The sequence below is a fragment of the Burkholderia mayonis genome (assembly GCF_001523745.2).
Lineage (GTDB): Bacteria > Pseudomonadota > Gammaproteobacteria > Burkholderiales > Burkholderiaceae > Burkholderia > Burkholderia mayonis.
The window spans coordinates 3,633,053-3,653,445 of sequence record NZ_CP013386.1 but is presented as its reverse complement, the minus strand read 5'-3'; the positions used below and the strand labels follow the sequence as shown (position 1 = coordinate 3,653,445).

The 20,393-nt window shown below is 64.9% G+C and carries 25 protein-coding genes; 8 read left to right on the top strand and 17 right to left on the bottom strand.

Going from position 1 to position 20,393, the window contains the following annotated elements; all coding sequences use genetic code 11:
• The first annotated feature begins 36 nt into the window (after positions 1 to 36).
• The 4 genes from WS70_RS17660 to WS70_RS17645 all read left to right on the top strand — a co-directional run bounded on the left by WS70_RS17660 (position 37) and on the right by WS70_RS17645 (position 5,144).
• Positions 37 to 684 carry a glutathione S-transferase family protein gene (locus tag WS70_RS17660; RefSeq protein ID WP_059469346.1) on the top strand — a complete coding sequence of 216 codons (648 nt, stop codon included), beginning with the start codon at positions 37 to 39 and terminating at the stop codon, positions 682 to 684.
• Positions 681 to 1,922, top strand: coding sequence for a multifunctional CCA addition/repair protein (locus tag WS70_RS17655; protein WP_059597532.1), 1,242 nt, complete (start codon positions 681 to 683; stop codon positions 1,920 to 1,922). Before WS70_RS17660 ends, WS70_RS17655 begins: the two co-directional genes overlap by 4 nt.
• Positions 1,923 to 2,539: 617 nt before the next feature.
• On the top strand, positions 2,540 to 2,722 hold the full coding sequence (locus tag WS70_RS31640) for a hypothetical protein (RefSeq protein WP_156437907.1): 183 nt from the start codon (positions 2,540 to 2,542) through the stop codon (positions 2,720 to 2,722).
• Positions 2,723 to 2,939: 217 nt separating this feature from the next.
• The gene (locus tag WS70_RS17645; protein WP_059597531.1) at positions 2,940 to 5,144 is read left to right on the top strand and encodes an ATP-binding protein; all 2,205 of its coding nucleotides are present in this window, start codon (positions 2,940 to 2,942) and stop codon (positions 5,142 to 5,144) included.
• Here the strand turns inward: WS70_RS17645 and WS70_RS17640 are convergent.
• Complete coding sequence (locus WS70_RS17640) at positions 5,108 to 5,830, bottom strand: response regulator transcription factor (RefSeq protein ID WP_059469342.1); 723 nt, start codon at positions 5,828 to 5,830, stop codon at positions 5,108 to 5,110. The two genes, WS70_RS17645 and WS70_RS17640, sit on opposite strands and share 37 nt — an antisense overlap.
• 473 nt (positions 5,831 to 6,303) lie before the next feature.
• On the opposite strand from WS70_RS17640, the gene WS70_RS17630 reads away from it, so the two are divergent.
• Positions 6,304 to 7,875 (top strand): helix-turn-helix domain-containing protein, encoded by a 1,572-nt coding sequence (locus WS70_RS17630; RefSeq protein ID WP_059597529.1) that lies wholly within the window; start codon positions 6,304 to 6,306, stop codon positions 7,873 to 7,875.
• Here the strand turns inward: WS70_RS17630 and WS70_RS17625 are convergent.
• The 13 genes from WS70_RS17625 to WS70_RS17565 all read right to left on the bottom strand — a co-directional run bounded on the left by WS70_RS17625 (position 7,856) and on the right by WS70_RS17565 (position 15,726).
• The gene (locus WS70_RS17625; protein WP_059597528.1) at positions 7,856 to 8,569 is read right to left on the bottom strand and encodes a glycoside hydrolase domain-containing protein; all 714 of its coding nucleotides are present in this window, start codon (positions 8,567 to 8,569) and stop codon (positions 7,856 to 7,858) included. The two genes, WS70_RS17630 and WS70_RS17625, sit on opposite strands and share 20 nt — an antisense overlap.
• A gap of 50 nt (positions 8,570 to 8,619) precedes the next feature.
• Positions 8,620 to 9,273, bottom strand: a complete 654-nt coding sequence (locus tag WS70_RS17620; protein WP_059469371.1) for a glycoside hydrolase domain-containing protein — start codon at positions 9,271 to 9,273, stop codon at positions 8,620 to 8,622.
• Positions 9,274 to 9,326: 53 nt separating this feature from the next.
• Positions 9,327 to 11,246 (bottom strand): hypothetical protein, encoded by a 1,920-nt coding sequence (locus WS70_RS17615; protein WP_059597539.1) that lies wholly within the window; start codon positions 11,244 to 11,246, stop codon positions 9,327 to 9,329.
• Positions 11,247 to 11,463: 217 nt separating this feature from the next.
• Positions 11,464 to 11,763 carry a hypothetical protein gene (locus WS70_RS17610; RefSeq protein WP_226382781.1) on the bottom strand — a complete coding sequence of 100 codons (300 nt, stop codon included), beginning with the start codon at positions 11,761 to 11,763 and terminating at the stop codon, positions 11,464 to 11,466.
• A 59-nt stretch (positions 11,764 to 11,822) separates the two neighbouring features.
• Positions 11,823 to 12,140, bottom strand: a complete 318-nt coding sequence (locus tag WS70_RS17605; protein WP_059469337.1) for a hypothetical protein — start codon at positions 12,138 to 12,140, stop codon at positions 11,823 to 11,825.
• On the bottom strand, positions 12,137 to 13,237 hold the full coding sequence (locus WS70_RS17600; RefSeq protein ID WP_059469336.1) for a hypothetical protein: 1,101 nt from the start codon (positions 13,235 to 13,237) through the stop codon (positions 12,137 to 12,139). Before WS70_RS17600 ends, WS70_RS17605 begins: the two co-directional genes overlap by 4 nt.
• Before the next feature lie 43 nt (positions 13,238 to 13,280).
• Positions 13,281 to 13,628 carry a hypothetical protein gene (locus WS70_RS17595; protein WP_059469335.1) on the bottom strand — a complete coding sequence of 116 codons (348 nt, stop codon included), beginning with the start codon at positions 13,626 to 13,628 and terminating at the stop codon, positions 13,281 to 13,283.
• 49 nt (positions 13,629 to 13,677) lie between these two features.
• A complete protein-coding gene (locus WS70_RS17590; RefSeq protein WP_059597527.1) occupies positions 13,678 to 14,211 on the bottom strand; it encodes a RebB family R body protein in 534 nt (177 codons plus the stop codon).
• 5 nt (positions 14,212 to 14,216) lie between these two features.
• On the bottom strand, positions 14,217 to 14,369 hold the full coding sequence (locus WS70_RS17585) for a RebB family R body protein (protein WP_236861869.1): 153 nt from the start codon (positions 14,367 to 14,369) through the stop codon (positions 14,217 to 14,219).
• Positions 14,370 to 14,496: 127 nt separating this feature from the next.
• A complete protein-coding gene (locus WS70_RS17580) occupies positions 14,497 to 14,769 on the bottom strand; it encodes a RebB family R body protein (protein ID WP_059469332.1) in 273 nt (90 codons plus the stop codon).
• 59 nt (positions 14,770 to 14,828) lie between these two features.
• Positions 14,829 to 15,095 (bottom strand): RebB family R body protein, encoded by a 267-nt coding sequence (locus WS70_RS17575; RefSeq protein ID WP_006024228.1) that lies wholly within the window; start codon positions 15,093 to 15,095, stop codon positions 14,829 to 14,831.
• 38 nt (positions 15,096 to 15,133) lie between these two features.
• Positions 15,134 to 15,403, bottom strand: coding sequence for a RebB family R body protein (locus WS70_RS17570; RefSeq protein WP_006024229.1), 270 nt, complete (start codon positions 15,401 to 15,403; stop codon positions 15,134 to 15,136).
• Positions 15,404 to 15,435: 32 nt separating this feature from the next.
• A complete protein-coding gene (locus WS70_RS17565) occupies positions 15,436 to 15,726 on the bottom strand; it encodes a RebB family R body protein (protein WP_006024230.1) in 291 nt (96 codons plus the stop codon).
• Positions 15,727 to 15,910: 184 nt separating this feature from the next.
• On the opposite strand from WS70_RS17565, the gene WS70_RS32970 reads away from it, so the two are divergent.
• Entirely contained in the window at positions 15,911 to 16,342 is a 432-nt protein-coding gene (locus tag WS70_RS32970) for a hypothetical protein (RefSeq protein WP_226382780.1), read from the top strand.
• A gap of 252 nt (positions 16,343 to 16,594) precedes the next feature.
• Here WS70_RS32970 and WS70_RS17555 read toward each other — a convergent pair whose 3' ends face one another.
• From WS70_RS17555 to flgA, 3 genes are all read right to left on the bottom strand, one after another.
• Positions 16,595 to 17,032 carry a flagella synthesis protein FlgN gene (locus WS70_RS17555; RefSeq protein ID WP_059469331.1) on the bottom strand — a complete coding sequence of 146 codons (438 nt, stop codon included), beginning with the start codon at positions 17,030 to 17,032 and terminating at the stop codon, positions 16,595 to 16,597.
• A 79-nt stretch (positions 17,033 to 17,111) separates the two neighbouring features.
• The gene (gene flgM, locus WS70_RS17550; RefSeq protein ID WP_059469330.1) at positions 17,112 to 17,456 is read right to left on the bottom strand and encodes a flagellar biosynthesis anti-sigma factor FlgM; all 345 of its coding nucleotides are present in this window, start codon (positions 17,454 to 17,456) and stop codon (positions 17,112 to 17,114) included.
• 103 nt (positions 17,457 to 17,559) lie between these two features.
• Positions 17,560 to 19,152 (bottom strand): flagellar basal body P-ring formation chaperone FlgA, encoded by a 1,593-nt coding sequence (gene flgA, locus WS70_RS32425; RefSeq protein ID WP_059597526.1) that lies wholly within the window; start codon positions 19,150 to 19,152, stop codon positions 17,560 to 17,562.
• Between the two features lie 236 nt (positions 19,153 to 19,388).
• On the opposite strand from flgA, the gene flgB reads away from it, so the two are divergent.
• Positions 19,389 to 19,880 (top strand): flagellar basal body rod protein FlgB, encoded by a 492-nt coding sequence (flgB, locus tag WS70_RS17535; protein WP_010112961.1) that lies wholly within the window; start codon positions 19,389 to 19,391, stop codon positions 19,878 to 19,880.
• Between the two features lie 83 nt (positions 19,881 to 19,963).
• Entirely contained in the window at positions 19,964 to 20,389 is a 426-nt protein-coding gene (gene flgC / locus WS70_RS17530; protein WP_059469328.1) for a flagellar basal body rod protein FlgC, read from the top strand.
• Positions 20,390 to 20,393: the final 4 nt, after the last annotated feature.

The following is a 20,393-nucleotide window of genomic DNA, read 5'->3' as shown; positions in this document are numbered from 1 at the left end:
GCTGACCGAACCATCGACAACCACAGGATGAACCCCATGAAACTCGTGATCGGAGACAAGAACTACTCGTCGTGGTCGATGCGCCCGTGGGTGCTGCTGAAGCACTTCGCGATCCCGTTCGACGAAGTGATGATCGGACTGCGCCTCGACGACACGACGACGCGCATCCGCGCGCATTCGCCGTCCGGCAAGGTGCCGTGCCTCGTCGACGACGACGGTGGCGCGGTCTGGGATTCGCTCGCGATCGTCGAGACGCTCGCCGAGCGCTTCCCGCAGCATGCGCTGTGGCCGCGCGATCCGGCCGTGCGGGCGATCGCGCGCAGCGTGTCGGCGGAGATGCATGCGGGCTTCGCCGCGCTGCGCAGCGAGATGCCGCTCAACGTGCGCGAGTCGCATCCGGGGCGGGGCGCGACGCCCGCTGCGCTCGCCGACGTTGCGCGCATCGACGAGCTGTGGCGCACGTGTCTCGCCGCGTCGGGCGGCCCGTTCCTGTTCGGCGATTTTTCGATTGCCGACGCGATGTATGCGCCCGTCGTGCTGCGATTCCAGACGTACGAGCCGCCGCTGTCGCCCGAAGCGAGCGCTTACGCCGCGAGCATCGCCGGACTGCCTGCCGTACGCGAATGGATCGACGGCGCGCGCCTCGAAACCCGCGTGATCGACGTGTACGGGCCGTCTCGATGAATGTCTACGCAGTGGGCGGCGCGATCCGCGACGAATTGCTCGGCCTGCCGGTGCGTGACCGCGACTACGTCGTCGTCGGCGCGACGCCCGAGCAGATGGTGGCGCAAGGCTTCAAGCCGGTCGGCAAGGATTTTCCGGTGTTCCTGCACCCGGGCACGCACGAGGAGTACGCGCTCGCGCGCACCGAGCGCAAGACCGCCGCCGGTTATCACGGCTTCCAGTTCTACTACGCGCCCGACGTGACGCTCGAGCAGGATCTCGTGCGGCGCGACCTGACGATCAATGCGATGGCGCGCGAAGTGAGCCCCGACGGCGCGCTCGTCGGGCCGGTCGTCGATCCGTTCGACGGGCAGGCGGACTTGCGCGCGAAGGTGTTCCGGCACGTCGGCGACGCGTTCGCCGAGGATCCGGTGCGGATTCTGCGCGTCGCGCGCTTCGCCGCGCGCTTCGCCGATTTCGTGGTCGCGCCGGAAACGACCGCGCTGATGCGCGAGATGGTCGCAGCGGGCGAGGTCGACGCGCTCGTGCCCGAGCGCGTATGGCAGGAGGTCGCGCGCGGGCTGATGGAGGGCAAGCCGTCGCGAATGTTCGCGGTGCTGCGCGAGTGCGGCGCGCTCGTGCGGGTCCTGCCCGAGATCGACGCGCTGTTCGGCGTGCCGCAGCGCGCCGACTATCACCCGGAAATCGACACGGGCGCGCACGTGATGATGGTGATCGATCACGCGGCGAAGCAGGGCTACTCGCTGCCCGTGCGCTTCGCGGCGCTCACGCACGATCTCGGCAAGGCGACGACGCCCGCCGACGTGCTGCCGCGCCACATCGGCCACGAGGGGCGCAGCATCGAACTGCTGAAGCCGCTGTGCGAGCGTCTGCGGGTGCCGAACGAGTGCCGCGATCTGGCGCTTGTCGTCGCGCGTGAGCACGGCAACCTGCATCGCGTGATGGAGATGGGCGCGGCCGCGCTCGTGCGCCTGTTCGAGCGCGCCGACGCGCTGCGCAAGCCTGCACGCTTCGCCGAGGCGCTGCAGGCGAGCGAGGCCGATGCGCGCGGTCGCCTCGGCCTCGAGGCGACGCCTTATCCTCAGGCCGAGCGGCTGCGGCAGGCGCTCGTCGCCGCGCGCGCGGTCGACGCGGGGGCGATCGCGCAAGGGCTCGCGGGCGAGCCGGCGAAGATCAGGGATGCGGTGCACCGCGCGCGCGTGAGCGCGGTGGCGGAGGTGATTGGCGAAGGAAAATGAGGCGGTCGAATGGCATTGGCGGCGAGTCTGCCGATTTGGCGCCAATGCCGCCCACGCGGGAGCCTGGCTGGCCTTTTGTGTGAAAGGCAAAGATGTAAGGCATCGAAGCGTCGCCGGACATCATCGTATGTTGACCGACGCTGCGCACGATCAACGTGCGGTTCCGGAAACGATAGCCAGGTCCGGCTTATTCATTTGATGACCGGCAATTTGCCGGAACGCGCCGGTTGGAAGGTTGCAAGTCGGTCACGGTTGGGTTCGAGGGCGGGCGTCGGCTGGCGTCCGGACACGCTGGAGGCCGCCGACACCGGCCCGTGGGGCGGGAAATATCGGCCGATCGTTGCGCTCCGCCGGCGGGTCCGGAGGGCGATGATTCCAGCCGCTGCCTTCGCGCAGGACATCCGCAAGATCATTCCGCAAGATCATTTGTGACCTGAAGGGAAGTTCTCGACGGATACGGTCCGCGTCGTCGAATCGCTGCGTTTGCAACCACGCGCGCACGTCAAGACGCGCGATCGCTTTGCGTTCGACAACGCAAGGCCGCGCTCGAGCCGATCCAACACGCACTGCGCCACATCATTGCTCACCGGATCGGTGCTCGGCGCGACTCGGCCCGCATGATCGACCAGTCCGTGCTGCGTTACTCCGAACGATTTGATGCGGGCATCCAAGTGTCAACCTGCCTCATGCACGGCATTCCGGATATCCCTCCCCATCTCGTGAGCGATTTCTTTCCCGAATTCCGGTTCGTGGTGAATGGTCTTGTCATTCGCCGGTTTTCAGATCCAGACGATCGATGAAGCCTTCGGCCTTCAATATTCCGCTTCAGATCGTTCTATATCACTTCTTCCCGAATTGGGTTCAGTAAAGCGATTGCGTCGCGGTTTTCGCCATGTTATTGGATCGAGATCCTTTGATTTACAAAACGAATACTGCCGTCGATTATTTCAGCGCCTAAAATTCAAACTGGCCAGCCCGACCCGATTATCTGACGGGTAATGCTTAACCAGAACAACTATGACTGCCGACACGCTGAGGGGCGTAATTCCTGAATTTGTCGACGCCGAGACCGAACAGCTCTTTCGTCGATGCCGTGTGTCGGAAACCGTGTATCAGGCGCGCGCGGCGTTATGGGTTGCGGTCATTGCCGCTCTGTCTTTTGTACTCAACGACATCAGGCAGGCCGGACTTGAGCGTGAGTCAGTCATGCAGTTCGGTCTGCGTTTCGCCTCAGTCCTGTGGTCGGCATGGCTGCTGTTGCGGTTGCGTCGGCCGATAGAGGCCTCCACGCTCCAATGTTTGCTATTGGCTTGGGCAATCGTAATCGACATGCTGGCGATTGCCGAGGGTGTCGCGAGTCCGTCGAATTTGCTGGTCATGCAGACCGTGCTATTCGGGCTCTTGACTGTCCTGCCGCTGCGCTTCGTGCCGAGCGCCATCAACGGCACATGCTTTGCAGTCGGGCTCATCGCGATCCTGCGGTGGCGGTGCGCGGCGATGTCGCCGCTGCTCTGTCCGCTATCGATTGCGATGGGTTTTGCGCTTGCCATTGGCTTGCAACAGGTTTGGCGTGCGGAGCGGATGCGCCGGCAGGAATTCGCCCGTGTGCGCAGCGAGACCCACCAACGCGAGGAACTGCGGCGTGCCAAGGATGTAGCCGAAGCAGCCGACCGGGCCAAGACAACGTTGTTGGCCATAGTCAGTCATGAGGTACGTATACCCATGAATGGCGTGCTCGGCGTGCTGCAACTGCTGGAAGATTCGCGACTGGATGCGATGCAGCGCCGCCAGGTCGCGATTGCGCGAGATTGCGCCGAACATCTGACCGGCTTGCTCGACAGCATGATCGATTACGTGCGCCTTGGGGCGGTGGTTGAAGAACCGGTTTCGACTGACTTCGATCCCCGGCAACTGATTCAAAGCGTCGTCGAGTTGATGTGGACGCGTGCGCTCGCCCGGCAGACAACCATCGACGTTCTCGTCAATCGTGACGTGCCGGAAGCGCTGCATGCCGATGCCGGAAGGTTGCGCCAGGTGCTGGTGAATCTGTTGAGCAATGCCGTCAAGTTTACCGAGCGAGGCCGCGTCGGCGTTTCGTTGACCATGCGGGGCCGCGTTGCGGGCGAGTTGCAGCTGGAGATCACCGTCGAGGACACCGGGATAGGTATCCCGGAAAACATGCTGGCGCGGATTTTTGACGAATTTACTCAAGCCGACGAATCGATTGGACGCCGCTTTGGCGGGGCAGGCTTGGGCTTGGCCGTGTGCCGGCGTGTCGTCGACATGCTGGGCGGCACGATCACTGCGGTCAGCGAGCACGGTGTCGGCAGTCGGTTCCAGGTCGTGGTGCCGGTGGCCGCGGCGATTGTCGCGGCGCCGCCGGACATATCGGCGTCACCTCCATCGCGACGCTTGAAGCTCCTCGTCGTCGACGACGACCCGATCAACCAGGTCGTGATTTGCGGCCTTCTCACTCAGGCGGGCCACGATGCTACGCCCGTGAACAGCGGAGAGGCTGCGGTTGCGGAGACCGCTCGTGAGCGTTTCGACGGCGTATTCCTGGACCTTCATATGCCGCTCGTGGACGGTATCGAGACCGCACGCCGGATACGCGCGCAGAACGCGCGTGCTGAGGAACGGTGGGAGATGCCGATCGTCGTGCTGACTGCGGATCTCCTTCGGGCGCAAAGCGCCGGCGTGACGGATATCTTCACCTCGGTTCTGGTGAAGCCGATCCGGCGAGACGCGTTGCGCCGGGTACTCGAGACCGTGGGCGGCACGGCTGTCGCGCGGCCTCGACCTTCAGACAAGATCTGGTCGACGGACGTAGCTGTGGATCTCGTTTGTCTGAGCGAGCATGCCGAGGCGCTCGGTGCTGCCGCAGTCGGCTGGCTCGTGCACCAGTTCCGGCATGAAGGGCGACGTTTGCTGAGCGACCTCGGCGAAGCCGTCGCAGAGCAAAACGCAAGTCGAATCAAAGCGCTTTCACACCGGCTGACGAGCTCAGCGGCGGCATTGGGACTCGTGAGACTCGGGCGGCTCGCCGAGCGAGTGAAACAGGCGGCCGGTCGGGACGAGGCATCGGAACTTTCCGCCCTCCTCATCGCGCTCGACATCGAATTCGAACACACTTTCGACGCACTGCGCAAAATCGCGCGCGAGGCGCGGCGCGTGCGACGCAGTCGTCAACCACCGCGATTCACCGCGGCATCGAGTCGGTAGCCGATCCCGACGACCGTGCTGATCGGGCTGCGCATCCCGCCGGCGTCGCCGGACATCTTGCGGCGCAGTCGCGCGATCAAGGTGTCCACGGTGCGTGAGTCCGTCGCGCGCTCGCGCTTGCTGACCACTTCGAGTAGATACTCGCGCGTGAGCGTCGCACCGCGAACCATCACGAGCGCGGCCAGCAGATCGAACTCGCGCGGGGTCAGGGGCAGCACGGCGCCGCCCGACAGCGCCAGCTCCCGGCGCCGAAGGTCGATCAGCCAGCGGTCGAAAGTCAGCACCGTATCGACAGGAGCGATCTCGCGATACAGCCGTTGCCGGCGCAACAGGGCGCGCACGCGGGCAAGCAGCTCGCGCAGCCGGATCGGCTTGGTGATGTAGTCGTCGCCGGCGGTTTCCAGGCCGAGGACGCGATCGATGTCGCCGTCGCGTTGCGTCACGAAGATGATGCCGGCGGTACTGTGCTCGCGCAGCTCGCGGGCAAGGGAGATGCCGTCGCCGTCGGGAAGGTTGATGTCCAGCAGCAGCACGTCGGCCGGCGCGGCGCGCAGCGCCTGGCGTGCTTGCGCGACGTTGCCGCTGGTAAGGAGATCAAAGCCGGCATCGCCCAGGTAGCGGGCCAGCATCGTGCGGGTAATGGGGTCGTCTTCGACGATGAGAATGCGCCCCGGCGAAGCTTCCATGGTTTCTCCTTCGGGGTAACCAATTCGGGCAATCGATTCGAGGATTGCAAAAGTTCAGCCCCGATTCCACCGTCGACGTCCGCCGACAAATTTCCAGTCGCCATGTTAAGCGGAGCGCGCAATCGAATGCGTGAAGTTCGCCGGCCGTCGCGCGGCCGTTCGCCGTGACGGCCCTGTCGTTCCGTGACGCTGCGCCGTATGTGAACAACGATTGACAACGGCGCGCTTGTCTCGTGCGATTCCACGCGAGCCTTGCATACTTCATGTGCATGCGATGGATGGCTCGCGGCTACGGCGCGCCGTCGTTGCGAAATGCCGATTCATACGAGGGAGACGCATGATGTGGACTGTTCCCGGATGCGATATCACGCATGCAAGACCGCTCGCCGGCGGCGGGCAATCGATGAAATACGGCATGAGCAGCTCGATGCCGGGATGATCGAAGTCGTCCATGTCCGAACGAGGTCATCGACGTGGAATCGCTATTGCGAAGCGTCTATCGTCCCTATCGGACGTTCCCGCATCTGCTCGAATCGCTGGTGCGGGCGTTCGCCCGGCAACTGGACTTGGGGAGCGCGTCCTTGTGGCTGCGCGGCGTGGGTGTCCTGCAGTTGAATCGCAACGGCGCACAGATCGATCTCGCATGGATCGAGGAAACGAACGTCGACGAACATTCCGAACCGGCCGCGCATTCGGCTCGATTCCCGGTGACATATGCGGGAGAGCAACTCGGCACGCTGCGGTTGAATGGGCGAGGCACCGCTGATCGATCGGAAGCATTCGCCGAATGGGGTGCCGCCTTTGCACATCGCTGCGCATTGTTGTGCAAGCGCTACGACGTGCAACGGTGGGCTCGGCAACGTCTGAGCCGCAGCTTGTTGCTCGTGGGCATGTCCGAACCGTTGCACCGCGTCGAGATTTTCGTCGAAAAGGCGTCGTACAGCACGTTGCCGGTGTTGCTCACCGGCGAGTTCGGCACCGAGAAGGCCCCGTTGGCGGCGGCGCTGCATTGTTGCGGACCTCGACGGGACGGGCCGTTCATTGAAGTCAACTGCGCCGATCCTGCCGGCGATCCGGCGCAATGGTTCAAACAGGCGGCCGGCGGCACCTTGTTCTTCAACGGCATCGACGAGCTTGCTACGCGGCTTCAGAACCAGCTGCGACAGCATCTGCATTCGCGGCTCGGACAATGGCTGGTGGTGCCGGACGAGTGCGAGGTGCGCGTGATCGCGTCGACGACGTCCGACTTGCGAAGATGCGTGGAAGAAGGGCGATTCTCGCAAGCACTGCTGGCCGAACTGGATTTCCTGTCGGTGACAGTGCCGTCGCTTCGCCTTCGCCAGGACGACATCGCGCCGCTGATCGTCGCGGCGCTCGAACATCATGGCTATGTCGCGGAGCGCAAGTGCAGCGACGCGCTGCTCGAGATTTGCCGGCTCTATGCGTGGCCGGAAAATCTGTATGAACTGGAGCGCGTGATCGCGCGCCTCGCGGTCATGACGGGCGATGCCGCCATCGGCCGTGCGGATGTCGCGCTTCACGTGCCGTGGATGATTTCGCAATCGCGTAGCGAGCGTGTCGGCACGTCGCGCGTCGCCGATCGAGATGACGAGGCGTCACGGCGCACGATGGAGCTGGCTGTTGCCACGTCGCGGTCTTCGGCGATGCCGGCCCACTGGGCGCAGTGTGCGATGACACGCAACGGCGCGGAGCTGGCGCGATTGCATAAGGCGCTGCGCAAGGCGCTGCTTTATCTCGGTGAACATTACGCCAATCCGATTTCAATGGAGCAGCTGGCGCAGCACGCTCACGTGAGCCCGTCGCATTTGAGCTATCTGTTCCGTCACACGTTGAATGTCGCGTTCAAGCCGCTGCTCCAGCAAATTCGCATCGAGAAGGCGAAGGAAATGCTGATGCGTGACGACTGTCCGCGCGTGACTGAAGTCGCGCTGAGCGTTGGCTTCGGCGACCTGAGTCATTTCGAAAAAAGCTTCAGGCGCATCGTGGGGTTGAGTCCGCGCGAATTCAGGAGCTCGATTGCGTGACGGGCCGCTGCCATCGCGATAGGGATGGGGCGGACGGGTCTTTCAGGTTCGACGCGCTCAGGTCCACCTGCATCGTTCCAGGCATCAACACGCAGTTTTGCAGGTGTTGCCATGCCATGGCGCCCGGATAACCGCAACCGGCAGGCGTGACGGCGGGGAATGCGTTCAGGGAGCCTAAATAAGGTTGCTGGTTCACCGTCGGCACGTTCCAGGCCCAGATGCGCAATTCGGGCGATGGGCTCAGGCCTGCCATCAGCGATGCCATCGAATCGGCCAGATCGTGCGAGCAATAGACGCCGGGCTGATACCCGCACTTCATGATCTCGGCGGCCCACGCACCGAGATAGGCCTGGGTATCGTCGTCGAGAGCGCTGCCGTCTTCCCAGTCGATGTATAGGTAGCCGTCGCGGGGAAAGCCTTCGGCGAGCGCCAATTGAGCGGCTTGTGAGCCGTCGGTGACGCCTTGGGCATCGGTCAGATCGTTCGATCCCGATTGCTGGCCGACATAAATGGGCAGCAGCCCCCAGCCTTGATCGATCAACGCCTGGCGGTTGCCCATCCAGCTGATGTCGGGATGGTTCGGCGCGGGAGCCAGATAGTAGCCGCACCAACTGAGGTTGGTGTTGGACTTCAGCCAGTCCAGTTGCAGTTGGCCGGGGAAGATCTTGGTGTCGAAGCCAGCATAGAACGACATGGTGTTGCTCCTTTTCGATGGCTCGCGGCGGCGAACCGTTCCGTAGACAGTTAGGATGCGGAAGGTGCGGACGGGTTTTCCAGCGTCGATGAGCTCAAGTCCACCTGCATCGTCCACAGCATCAACACGGCGTTGGTCTGGTATTGCCAGGCAGTCGCGGTCGAATAGCCGGAGTCGGCGGGGTCTTTGGCCGGAAAGTCGCTGACGGCGCCTGAATACAGATGTGGCTCGTCGGTCGGCGTCTTCGTCGCCCAGATGCGCGGCTTCGCCGCGGCTTTGTCCATCCGCGACGTGATGGACGAGGCCAAGGCAGTCGAGCAGTGGACGCCCGGCATATAGCCATTCTTCTGCACGGCGTCGGCCCACGCGCGGAGATAGGTCTCGGCGTTATCGGGAAGGCTGCTGCTTTTCCAGTCGATGAAGACGTAGGCGCTCCGTGGAAATCCTTCTTTACGCATCAGGTCGGCCGCTTGCTCGCCGTCCGTTTTACCTTGCTGTTCGGGGTTCGAATCAGTCGGATCAGTCGGTTGGCTCTTATAGACGGGCAGCAGGCCCCAGCCTTGCTTGATCAGGTCTTTGCGACGGCCTTTCCACTGGTCGGCGAGAGGGTAGCCGCACCAACTTAGGTTGGTGGCCTTCTTCAACCAGGCGAGCTGGTCTAGACCAGGGAACTCGTCGATGTCGAATCCTGCGTAGAAGGTCATGCCATTGCTCCTTTTTTGACGGCCCGCGGCGCGCGGCCTCGCCAGGCGCTCGATCACACCACGGGAAGCAGCGTTTTCAGCGCCTCGTATTGCCGTGAGATTACGTTGCGGATCAGGTAGTCTTCGATCAGTGCCGCGGCGATCTTGCGTTGCGCGGCAATTTCCGGCAGCGACGCAAAGTTCACGTAGGGGTTGACCGCGTCGCGCCGGAACGGCGCTTCGCCGGAAGTTGCGGTGGTAATGGACAGATAGGTGGTCGCCTTCCCCTCGTCGAACGCCACCATCGTCAGCTCGTGGGTGATGCCGGTAGCGCGCGGCACGCCGTAGGCCCGGTAGCGAACCGAATGCTCGGCCTCGGCGCTCTTGGGCCCGTCGAAATGCAGGCCGAACCGGGCCAGGAACAACGTGCCGAGCGCATCCACTTGCATCGGGGTTCGCACGCGAATCACGGCCGCCCTGAACACGCCCGATAGTCCGATTTGCCTCGGCGTCAGGTATTCGTTCTCCTCCAGGAAGCGGATCAGCACCAGGTCGTCGCTATACGCCGCTTCGAGCGCGCCCTCGACGACGCCGGGCACGCCCTTGGCGACTTCATCGACGATTTCCCTTAGCTCGTTTCGCCCTCTGTCGAATTCTTCCAGCCACGCGCGGCTCACGTGGTCATTCTTGGTGAAGCTGTCGTTTTGTTCCGCCGTTCTTTGGGCAATCCAGTCCATCAGGCGGCGCGCTTGCGTGAACGCGGCGTCCTTGTCTCCCAGAATGGCGTCTTTCAGATCGCCGCCGTATTTTTCGATGTACTGAGTGACTTTTTCCATGTGCGCAAGAGGGGTTGCGCCGATGTCAGGCACTCCGGCCATCTTGCTGAGTATGCGTCTGATTTGTTCTTTGTCGCCCGGCACCCAGATTTGCTTGAAGCGCGTGAAGCGCCTTTCGAGCTTATCCGGATGACGCGAACTGCCGTCCGCGATCTCGCACAGCATCGTGGCGATTTCTCGCAGGTGGTACATGATGTCCGGCAACGGCAGTATCACGCTGGCGATATCGTCGGTCGGCTCGGTCTCTGCGATGTCCGCATCGGGCGATTTCACGGAAACCGTCATTTTTTCAATCGCGATGTGCTTCTGCGCCAGTTCCTCCCAGACGGCCACTGCCTCGATCGTGTCGCGTCGCGGCAGCGTGACGTCGATCAACTCCATCAGCAGCGGCTTGCGAATATCCGCTTTCATTTGAGGGAATGGTTTAGGCAGCTTCGCCGGCAGCAGGATCGGCGGCTGTGCCGACAGCGCCGCGAACGGCAGAGGCGGAGGCAATTTGGCGTGCCAGGTATAACCGAGCCGATACAGGACGAACGGCCGGATCGCGTCGTTGAGCAGGATGCCGGGCATGCGTTCGGGGTGGTCAATGTCCGGTTCGGACAGCCTGCGCCGGTCGTTGGTCCAGAGCCCGAGCCGCTGCTGGTCGTATACCTGCCGCAGCGATTGCGGATCGTCGTATTCCAGCGTATAGGCCGAATAGTCCTTGCGTTCCAGATCGTCTCGCTGCGCCTTCCAATGCTTGACCGTCTCGTCGGCGAAGGTGTCGGCTACCCGCGCGATGTCTACGCCGGCCCGGATCATCGTGTCCGTCACCAGTTCTTCCAGCAGGCCGTAGATGAAGCGTTGCAGCGGCACGGGCGCCCACGGATCGATGACGACTTGCGTATCCCAGTCCGATGTTCCGCCGCCGTTTCGCATCGCAGCTTCTCCGCGAGGGTCGCGTATGCATTCGAACGCATTGCCGCCCTTCATGTAGAACTTCACCAGGTCCCGCCGGCCGGGGGCGACGTGGAAGTTCTCCTGCAACGACCGGTTCAGCTCGGCGATGCGCACGTCGATCTCCTGCAGCGCGTGCAGGACCTGGGCGCGAATGTCTCGCTTCTTGATACCTTCCGGTTTCCCCAGATCGTTGATCTGCTTGGTCAGCCAGCCGCTCATCATGCGCCGCGTCGCCCGCTGTTCGGACGTTTCCATACGTGCTCCCGGACTAAGTCCCAATAGCGGCGATTGAACGACGTCGCCGCGCGATGGCAAGACCGTCGTTGGCAATCCGAAAGACCGCGACCTCGCTCGGAGGCGGTTCGATCGGGACTCGACAGGACGCGAAGCCATTCGTCGCGAGCAGTCCCTTTGGGAAATCGAGGCGGTTCATGCGCTACCCCGCCCGCGATGCCGACGCCCCGGCCGCCGCCATCGCCTTCTCGGCCTGTCGCTGCGCTTCTTCGACCGCGCGAGTCTCGGCCTCTCCGGCTTGCCGCGACGCGTTTGCCACGGCGGCCTCGCCCGCAGCCGCGCCGCTTAACGCGGCCGCGAGCGCTTGCTCGGCCAACGCCATCGCCTCGAGCGCGGCATGACTCCCGTCGGCCGCGCCGGCGTGCGCCGTGCTGTTCAACGCGGCGCGCATCGCCTTGTCGCTGGCCGCGACCGCGTTGTCGACCGCCTCTTGCGCCTGCATTTCGGCGATCTGCGAAATGGACTCGGGCGGATTCGTTGCCGATACGTCACGTCGAGGTTTCATCGCGTGCCTCGCTTGTTCGGAGCCGGAACCGCACCGGTGGAAACGACATCCGTCTTTACGCCGGTGTGCAATGCGTGCAGCGATTCCAGCAGCGCCAGTTTGGCTTCCAAGACCATCTGCTGAGCTTTCGCGCGCGCTTCCTTGCGCATGTCGGCGACGGCGGCGTGCGGGTTCGTGAATTCAGCCGGTACGTCGGCCGGCGTGATGGACGGCGCGACGCCGGAAGGGGCACGCACGCTTAGCCGCTCGGCCGCCGCTTGCGAGTCTTCCGGCCGTTCGGATGCGTTCGAAATCGGTATCTTTGGAATGCTCACGATACGTTCTCCTGTTCTGCGATTGCGGTTTCCGTCACGGCGGGCGCAAGCGCCGCCGGCACGGCGGGTCTCGCGCCGAAGTCGTTCAGTGAAATCACGCCGCTGCCGCTCAACTGCAATTCGGCACGCAATTGAGCGGACTCGACGGGGAACAGACAGGTCGCGCCATCCTGGCCCATCGTGCCGCTGTCGGGCTGGTGGGCGGCCAGAAACGACTGTGCCGCGTGCATGAAGAGCTCGACGATGCGCTTGGCCGCTTCGCCGGTCTCGCCCTTGTAGGCGGTGTGCTGAACGATCTGCTGGGCGCCTTGCGACAGCCTCGCAAAGCCCACCATTCGGCCTTGAGCGAGCCAGTTGCGCACGGTCTGCGCGACGTCGGACGGACCTGCCAGGCCCTGCACCTGCGGACAGTCCAGTGCGCCGAAAAGAATCGGCAGCAGCGCTTCCGAGGCGTCCGTAGCCGCGGCTTCGCGTCGCTCGGGCGTGGCGGCGCTGCTGTTCAGTTGTTCCGCGTAGTCGAGGTAGAAGCGGTAGAAGTCGCAGAATTCGAGCACGGTGCGCGCCTGCTTCAACGCGAACGATGCGGCCTCCTGCTGCAGCGGCTGTTGCCGTGCGCCCTGCGGCAGGTGCATCAGGTTCGTGACCGCCAGGCTGTCGTCGAAGCCGAGAGCCTGGAACAGTGGCGCCGACTTGACGCCCAACTGCGCGAGGAAGCTGACGCCCGCGGCCAGCTCGTCGCGGGTGACGAGACCGTGTTCCGAGAGGACCTTCGCCACTTGCGCGGCCACGACGGAAGAGCCGTCGCCGCTCTCGGCGCGCGCGAGGATGTTCAAGTCAGCTAGGCTCAGCGTCATGAGCTTGACCGGGCTGATCGTCAGCCCGAGCTGCGGCAGCAGCGTGTAGCGCGACGCGTGCAGCCCTTGCTGGACCGTGGCGATCAGCTCCGTCTCGTCCGCGAAGTCGTAGCGCGCCGACGGCGCGGTGGCGGCCCAGACCAGCCACTCTATGCCGCCGTCGACGAACGCGAGCGCGAGCCGTCCGATGTCGGACAGCGCGTTGGGCAGCGGTATCAGCTTGCCGGCAACGGATACGGTCATGGCGATGCTCCTTGATCGGACTGCGGGGGCTTACGGGTTCGCTTCAGCCGGCCGGGAATCCCTTGAGCACGTTCGCGGCGACCGAGCCGATCTTCGCGTAGTCGTCGGTTGCGGACTTCATCATTTCCTGCGCCTGGGTGAGCGCCGTCGCGTATTGCGGCTTGCCGGTGGCGAGAAGCTGCGCCATCGCCACGCCGGCCGCCGTCGTCGCGATCGTGGTGATGTTGCGCAGCGCGTCGGTCGCGTCCTGCACCGCGAGCGCGGTCGATTGGGCGACCGACTGATAGGCCTTGCCCGCACCGCTCGTCAACACCACCTGCGGACTCATCGTCGCGAGCTGGCTCTGGTTGATCACGTCGATGACTTGAGAGTTGACCTTCGAGGGATCCATGACATTTCCTTCGGTGGAGTGGGTGTGTCAGCAGGCAGCGCGAAATCCTTCAGTTCTTGCCGCTCGGTCCGCCGTGGTTCGGCGTGCCGCCGCCCGGCTTCGACAGCGCGGCCGTGACCGATTGCGCGAACTGGTCCAGCGCATACTCGGCGTCGCCCGCGTCCTTCACGGCCGTGTCGGCCGAGGCCTTCAGCTCGTCGAGGGCGGCCTTGGCTTCGCCGAAGGCCGTCTCGCTTTCCTTGACGGCGGCCTCCACGACGGAGGCCGGCGACATTGATTCGTCGGGACCCGGCAGCGGATGCACGTCGGGCGGCGGCGTCGGCTCGGGCGGCGGAGGCGGCGGCGGGACCGGGAACGGTACGGCGAGGATCTTCGCGCACGCGGCCGTCAGCGCGGCCGAATTGATCATGCCTGCGCTTTGCTGGCGACTCACTGCGTTGTGCATGGCCATGCCGAGCGTTTCCAGCAAGACGGCGTCGAGCATGCCGAACGCCTGTGATGGCGATTGGCCGGTCGTCAGCGTGACGACGTTGCTGACGGCGTCGACGATTTGACTGTTGACGGAGCTGTCATCGGTACTCATGACGGTTAGCTTCCCTGTTGGCTTCCCTTTGCGATGATCAATGCGAGTACCTGAGTCGTGGCCGCGTCGGCGATGACCTGGCCTCGCTGCTGATTGGCGACGGCATTGCTCATCGCGATGCCGATGCTGTCGGCCATCGCGAGATAGGTCATTGCCATCGCGACTGCGGCCGTTTGGCCCACGGCGAGCGCTGGCATTGCATCGACCGGATCAGCGGGATACCCGATGGCTGGCGTGCGTGGCGCCCGCGTGCCCCAGTGTCTCGGCCGCGGGCGTCAAGCGCGGTTATCTCAGGCCGAGAATCTCCGCGGTGGCAGCGCCCGTGGTGCCTGTTTCCACCGTCAGCAGCGTGGACACGGCCTGCGTGGTGGATGCCTGCATCGTCACGTACGATTGCTGCTGATTGTTGGTGGCGTTGTGGGCGGCGTTCGACAGCGCCTGGCTCGTTGCCACATACAGGTTGCCCATCGCGACGGATGGCGCGTCGCCCAGCACTTTCGTGTTGACTTGCGAGACCGAATCGGTGATCTGGCTGTTGACTGAAGTGGGAAATGCCATGATTCATGCTCCTAAATGTTTGGATGACAGGTGGGGGTCGGTGATCAACGCATGAGCCCTCAGCCGAGGATTTTCTTGGTCGCCATTGCCGTACTGCCGGTATCCAACGAGTACAGCAGCGCGACACCCATCGTGGTCGCAGCCTGTGCCGTGACGTACATCTGTTGTTGCGCCAGCGTCGCGTTGTGCGCAGCGTTGGCCAACGCCTGCGCCGTGGCCTGGTACAGGTTGCCCATCGCAATGGACGGAGACACCCCCAGCACCTGGGTGTTCGCCTGCGTCACCGAATCGGTGATCTGGTTGTTGACGGCAGTGGGAAAGGCCATGTGTTCAACTCCTTGGGGTCAACTGTTTCCGGCGATCCTCAGGTGCCGAGGATCTTGGTGGTGGCGATCCCGGTCGTGGCCGTGTCGAGCGAATACAGCGTCGCGACGCCCATCGTGGTGGCGGCTTGCGCCGTGACGTAGCTCTGTTGCTGCGCGTAGGTCGCGTTGTGCGCCGCGTTGGCCAAGGCTTGCGCCGTGGCCTGGTACAGGTTGCCCATCGCGATGGCCGGCGCGTCGCCCAGCACTTTGGTGTTGGCCTGCGTGACGGAATCGGTGATCTGGTCATTGACGCTGGTCGGAAAAGCCATGTCGGGCTCCTCAATGAATTAGGCTTGGGCGGTCAGCTGCCGAGGCCGCGAACGCCGGTGCTCAGGATGTCCTTGGTCGACACGCCCGTGGCGGCGGTGTCGAGCGAGTACAGCGTCGCGACGCCCATCGTGGTGGCGGCCTGGGTCGTGACGTAGCTTTGCTGCTGCGCGTTGGTGGCGTTGTGGGCGGTATTGGCAAGTGCTTGCGCCGTGGCCTGATAGAGGTTGCCCATCGCGATCGCCGGCGCGTCGCCCAATACCTTGGTATTGGCCTGCGTGACGGAATCGGTGATCTGGTCATTGACGCTGGTCGGGAATGCCATGGTGGCTCCTTGATAAATGTAAGACTGCCTTTCGGCGGGATGTTCTTCCGGTACGAACCCTGCGCTGTGTGGTAGGGCCGTGAAAACATCGTAGGAAAGCAATGACGAGCGCGATTGGCGCAGCCGATGGAAAACACGGAGCCGAATCGCGGAAACCGTTGTAATCAGCCAAAACGGACTGCCCATGCGGATCAGCGATTTCGCTGCATGGGGGGCCAGCGCCTTTGCGGAACGAAACGCGGCATACGGAAAAAACACCGATTTGCGGTGGAATTTCCGATTGGATCCTGGGGAACGGAGCGTGCGACGCCGGACCGGTAAGCTGTCTCGAGTGTTTTCCTCGATTGCCGCCGAGGCGGACGCGCATCTCGGCAAGGCAATGCGGCTTTGCGGGAAAGAAAGCGAGGCAACGCGGCTATATACCGGACTTACGATTTGCGAGGGGGGAGGCGGCTTGCTGGCCGGATTCGACGTGAACACAGCGCTTGATCGAATTCATGCTTGCAGCGCACAGACGGACGACGAAGGGGCCGCGATGCCGCACAAACACAAAGGGGAAATGAGAAGGGCGGGCTGGAGCGCGAACCCGAACCCGGACTCGGAACAATCGGGCTAATGATGCACGGGATATTGGACCGGGCAGCCATCCACGAGCAGTTTGCCGTGCTCGAGAAGGTGATCTTTAAGTGTCTTGGGCGGTGAACTGATCCGCCACCTAGGGGACGAGAAGGGCGAACCGAAGTGAGCGGGCGGCGCAAACAGCTGCAACGGCAGCTGCCACGAACGGATTACGGTCGAATACGACTTGGCACGCTTCCGAGCTCACGTTGATCAAGAAACGCGCTTGTATGTTTAACCCAGACAGGCCCTAGCGCGCGGCCGCGACGCGTCCGTCCGGTCCGTAGAAGCCGTTGCGCTGCGGCGCGGCGCGCAGCACGGACAGCGTTCGTTCGTTATAGTCCATCCGGATGCGGATCAGCATCCCGTTGATCGCATTCGCGTGGCGCGCGCGTTCTGCCGATTGTTGCAGCAACTGCCAGCCGTTCGCGAGACGCGCGTCGTTTTCGGCCGCGCGATCCATGCCCGTCTTGCCGGCCGGCAGGCCGAGCGACGCGAGCAGCGTGTCGCGCTGGCGTTCGAGGTGCGCGAGCTTCTCGATCAGCTCGGATTTCCTGTCGACGATGCCCGGCAGCGCCTCGAGCGGCGACGCCGTCGTCAGCGCCTTTTCCTCGTAGGCGAGCAGGGACGCGAACGCTTCGACCGTCGCGTGCTCGTCGTTGACCGTGGCCAGCAGTTCGTCTCTCATCTCGTTTGGCTCGACATGCCGGCGCGCGGACCGTCCGCGCGCCGTGCTTCGCGTTTCTTCGTCCGGCCGCGAAGCCGGTTCAGCTGTTGCCCGCCTGCGGCGGCTGCTTCAGCAGTTCGCGGGCGGTCTGCAGGATGCCGTCGGCGATCTTGCCGGTGTCGATCGACAGTGTGCCGTTCTTGATCGCGTCCCGAATCGCCTCGACCTGGGCGGTATCGATGTCGGCGCTGCCCGATGCGGCCAGGCTGCGCAGCGTCGACGACAGGCCAGACAGGCTCACGTTCGCGTCTCCGCCCGTCGGCGCGCCCGCGGCGCTGGCGGGCGTCCGGGCCGAGGCCGGCTGGCCGGCTTGCGTGCGAGCCGCGCCCGCACTGGCGTTCGACAGCGTGCGGGCGTTCGAAGTAGTGGTGGAATCGACTTTCACGATGGTGTTTCCTGTACGGGTTTGACCACGATAACGGCAAGGCCGGCCCGAACTTTAGCACCCGTTTTTCGGTAAATCCCTGAATCAACGAAAGTTTGCAATCTTAGAGGGGGATCTCGACTGTCGCGGCGTCCTTGACGATCGCCGTGACGATCTGGCCCGCGGCCATGCGCACCCGTACCTGCTGGCCGGGCGCTGCGTTGTTGAGCACGCTGCCCTCGGCCGAAATCGTGAACCCCTGCCCCGACGCGACGACCCGCACCGTCTGGCCGATCGATACCGACGCCGCGCTCTTCAGGAGATCCCGGCGCAGCGGCAGCCCGGCCGCGACCCGCGTGAGCGCGGTCGCGCCGACCGCCTGGGTCGGATCGGTGATCACGGCGAGCGGCAGCATCGTCAGATCGCCGTCGCGCGCGACGAGGTCGGCCGCCGAGAGCGCCTCGCCGGGCGAGATCTGGCGCGCGGCGACGTAATAGGTCGCTTGGACGGCGAGCTTCGCCTGCAGATAGATCGTCCACGGACGCTCGCCCGCGCAGCGCACGCCGACCGTCGTGCGGCCCCAGAGGCGCGCGCCCGACGGCAGGAACGGCTCGAGCGTCGTACACGCGGCGAGGCCGCGCGGGAACGCGGGCGCGACGGTGATGGCGGTCTTGCCGGGCAGGCCCGCCGCCTGCTGTTGAAGAAACGCGAGCGCGGCGCGGCGGATCGTTTCGCCGTCCTGCTGGCCGGCCGGGACCGGAGCGGAGGCTGTCGCATTGGCGGAGGCGGCCGGCGCGGCGGTCGTCTGCGCGCCAGGGGCGTTCGTTGCGGGCGCGGCCGCGCGAATCGGCGCGGGACGGGCGGGCAGCGCGCTTGGCGCGGGCTCCGTGCGGAACGAGACGGGGATCATGCCGCTTTGTGCGGCGGCCTGGGCGCGCTGAGCCCGCCACGGCTGGGCGGCCGCCCGTGCGTTCGCGGGCGGGCCGGTGGGCACGGCCGCATCCTGCGCGACGACCGTCGCGACCTGCTGCGCGTTGGCCGGCGCGCGCGATGCAGCGACCGCGCGGAATGCGGGATTGACGTCGGCAGCAACGCTTGCCGCCGGATTGCTCCGGTTCGCGGTGACGGGCGCGGTCGCGCCGGCCGGATTGTTCCATCGGGCGCTCGTCGGCGCGGCGCTTGCGGGAAGATTCGATCCTGCCGTCGCCGATGCGGGATTCACCTGACCGTTCCACCCGCCTCGCGGGGCGGCCGCGATCGCTGGCCGCTTCCATCCGATCGCGGGCGATGCCGCAATCCGGCCGTTCGATGCGGGCGGACCCGGTTCGATCACGATCTGGCCGTTGCTCTGCTCGGCTGCCGTCGGGGCGTAGGCTGGATCGCTCGACCCGGCCCCCGGCGGCGCGCCGGCTCGGCCGTTCCATGCGGCGGCCGCCTGCGCGGCGGCCTGAGCGTTCCGCCCGCCCACGCGTGCCGTATTGCTGCCCGATCCGTTCCATCCGACGGCGGCCGGCGTGCTCGCTCCCGCTGCATTGGCGCCGCGCGCGTTCGCCGCATTCGCGTTCGCGAGCGCCGTTTCGGCCGATTCGCCGCGGCCCGGAATCACGATCATCCCGCCGTCGCCCGCCTGCTGCGCGAGCGCGGCGCACGTCCAGCCCGCCAGCGCGAGCGCCACGGCAAAGCGCGCGCGCGTTGCGCGGCTTGCGTCTGTCGTCATCGCGCCCTCCTCGAAACCGTTTGGTACGGGGTTGCATTCTAGGGATGGGCGCCCGCCGGCAAACCGCGAATAGAGGGGCCCTTTGCCGGTTATTCGCCCGATTGCCCGTTGCGTCGCCCGCCTACCATGCGTCCCATGGGAAAAAGCCTCTTTGGCCGTCCATGGTCAGCCGCCCGCGGTTCGCGGTCGACCGCCGGCGGCGAAAGAGCAGCGCATCTTCAGACGGAGACTCGCAGATGCTGGACAAACTCGATGCCGAATTCGCATTCGGCCGCCAGGCGCTCGACGTGCGCACGTATCGGCAGGAACTGCTGTCGTCGAACATCGCGAACGCCGATACGCCGGGCTACCGCGCGCGCGACGTCGACTTCTCGTCGACGCTCGCCCGTGCGCTGAAGCAGGACGGCGCGCGCTCCGCCGGCAACGCGGCGCAGCTTCCGCTCGCGCAGCCGGCCGGCGTGACGAGCGGGATGTCGATGGCGACGACGTCGGGCTCGCACATGGCGGGCAACGTGAAGCTGATCCCGACGGGCGGCCCGAGCGACGACTACGGCCGCGCGCAGTACCGGATCCCGCAGCAGCCGGCGCTCGACGGCAACACCGTCGATCTCGACACCGAGCGCGTGCAGTTCGCCGACAACGCGGTGCACTACCAGGCCGGGATGACGGTGATGACGCAGCAGATCAAGACGATGATCGCCGCGATCACGTCGAATTCGAGTTCGTGACGCGCCGCTTCGGCGCGTTTCCCGCGTGCCGCGCGCGTCACGGGAAACGTTTGAATGGGCGCGCAACGCGATAAGGAGTACGCATGCCTTCGTTGATGAACATTTTCGACGTCGCGGGTTCCGCGATGTCGGCCCAGTCGCAACGTCTGAACGTGACGGCGTCGAACCTCGCGAACGCCGACAGCGTGACGGGTCCCGACGGCAAGCCCTACAAGGCGAAGCAGGTGGTGTTCGCGACCGCGCCGATGGGCCGCGCGCGCACCGCGTCCGGCCAGGGCGTCGGCGGCGTGCAGGTGACCAAGGTGATCGACGATCCGTCGCCGATGAAGACGACCTACGACCCGTCGAACCCGGCCGCCGACCAGAACGGCTACGTGACGATGCCGAACGTCGATCCGGTGCAGGAGATGGTCAACATGATTTCCGCGTCGCGTTCATATCAGGCGAACGTCGAGACGCTCAACACCGCGAAGCAACTGATGCTGAAGACGCTGACGATCGGCAGCTGACGCG

Bases quoted from the DNA above. Each gene is read 5' to 3' on its own strand.
- WS70_RS17565 (WP_006024230.1), bottom strand. From the start codon at position 15,726: ATGGCATTCCCGACCAGCGTCAATGACCAGATCACCGATTCCGTCACG.
- WS70_RS17600 (WP_059469336.1), bottom strand. From the start codon at position 13,237: ATGACCGTATCCGTTGCCGGCAAGCTGATACCGCTGCCCAACGCGCTG.
- flgC (WP_059469328.1), top strand. From the start codon at position 19,964: ATGCCTTCGTTGATGAACATTTTCGACGTCGCGGGTTCCGCGATGTCG.
- WS70_RS17570 (WP_006024229.1), bottom strand. From the start codon at position 15,403: ATGGCTTTTCCGACCAGCGTCAATGACCAGATCACCGATTCCGTCACG.
- WS70_RS17585 (WP_236861869.1), bottom strand. From the start codon at position 14,369: ATGGCAATGACCTATCTCGCGATGGCCGACAGCATCGGCATCGCGATG.
- flgA (WP_059597526.1), bottom strand. From the start codon at position 19,152: ATGACGACAGACGCAAGCCGCGCAACGCGCGCGCGCTTTGCCGTGGCG.
- WS70_RS17555 (WP_059469331.1), bottom strand. From the start codon at position 17,032: ATGAGAGACGAACTGCTGGCCACGGTCAACGACGAGCACGCGACGGTC.
- WS70_RS17655 (WP_059597532.1), top strand. From the start codon at position 681: ATGAATGTCTACGCAGTGGGCGGCGCGATCCGCGACGAATTGCTCGGC.
- WS70_RS17590 (WP_059597527.1), bottom strand. From the start codon at position 14,211: ATGAGTACCGATGACAGCTCCGTCAACAGTCAAATCGTCGACGCCGTC.
- WS70_RS17645 (WP_059597531.1), top strand. From the start codon at position 2,940: ATGACTGCCGACACGCTGAGGGGCGTAATTCCTGAATTTGTCGACGCC.
- WS70_RS31640 (WP_156437907.1), top strand. From the start codon at position 2,540: ATGATCGACCAGTCCGTGCTGCGTTACTCCGAACGATTTGATGCGGGC.
- WS70_RS17620 (WP_059469371.1), bottom strand. From the start codon at position 9,273: ATGACCTTCTACGCAGGATTCGACATCGACGAGTTCCCTGGTCTAGAC.
- WS70_RS17580 (WP_059469332.1), bottom strand. From the start codon at position 14,769: ATGGCATTTCCCACTTCAGTCAACAGCCAGATCACCGATTCGGTCTCG.
- WS70_RS17610 (WP_226382781.1), bottom strand. From the start codon at position 11,763: ATGCAGGCGCAAGAGGCGGTCGACAACGCGGTCGCGGCCAGCGACAAG.
- WS70_RS17640 (WP_059469342.1), bottom strand. From the start codon at position 5,830: ATGGAAGCTTCGCCGGGGCGCATTCTCATCGTCGAAGACGACCCCATT.
- WS70_RS17660 (WP_059469346.1), top strand. From the start codon at position 37: ATGAAACTCGTGATCGGAGACAAGAACTACTCGTCGTGGTCGATGCGC.
- WS70_RS17625 (WP_059597528.1), bottom strand. From the start codon at position 8,569: ATGTCGTTCTATGCTGGCTTCGACACCAAGATCTTCCCCGGCCAACTG.
- WS70_RS17575 (WP_006024228.1), bottom strand. From the start codon at position 15,095: ATGGCCTTTCCCACTGCCGTCAACAACCAGATCACCGATTCGGTGACG.
- WS70_RS32970 (WP_226382780.1), top strand. From the start codon at position 15,911: ATGCGGATCAGCGATTTCGCTGCATGGGGGGCCAGCGCCTTTGCGGAA.
- WS70_RS17615 (WP_059597539.1), bottom strand. From the start codon at position 11,246: ATGAGCGGCTGGCTGACCAAGCAGATCAACGATCTGGGGAAACCGGAA.
- WS70_RS17595 (WP_059469335.1), bottom strand. From the start codon at position 13,628: ATGGATCCCTCGAAGGTCAACTCTCAAGTCATCGACGTGATCAACCAG.
- flgB (WP_010112961.1), top strand. From the start codon at position 19,389: ATGCTGGACAAACTCGATGCCGAATTCGCATTCGGCCGCCAGGCGCTC.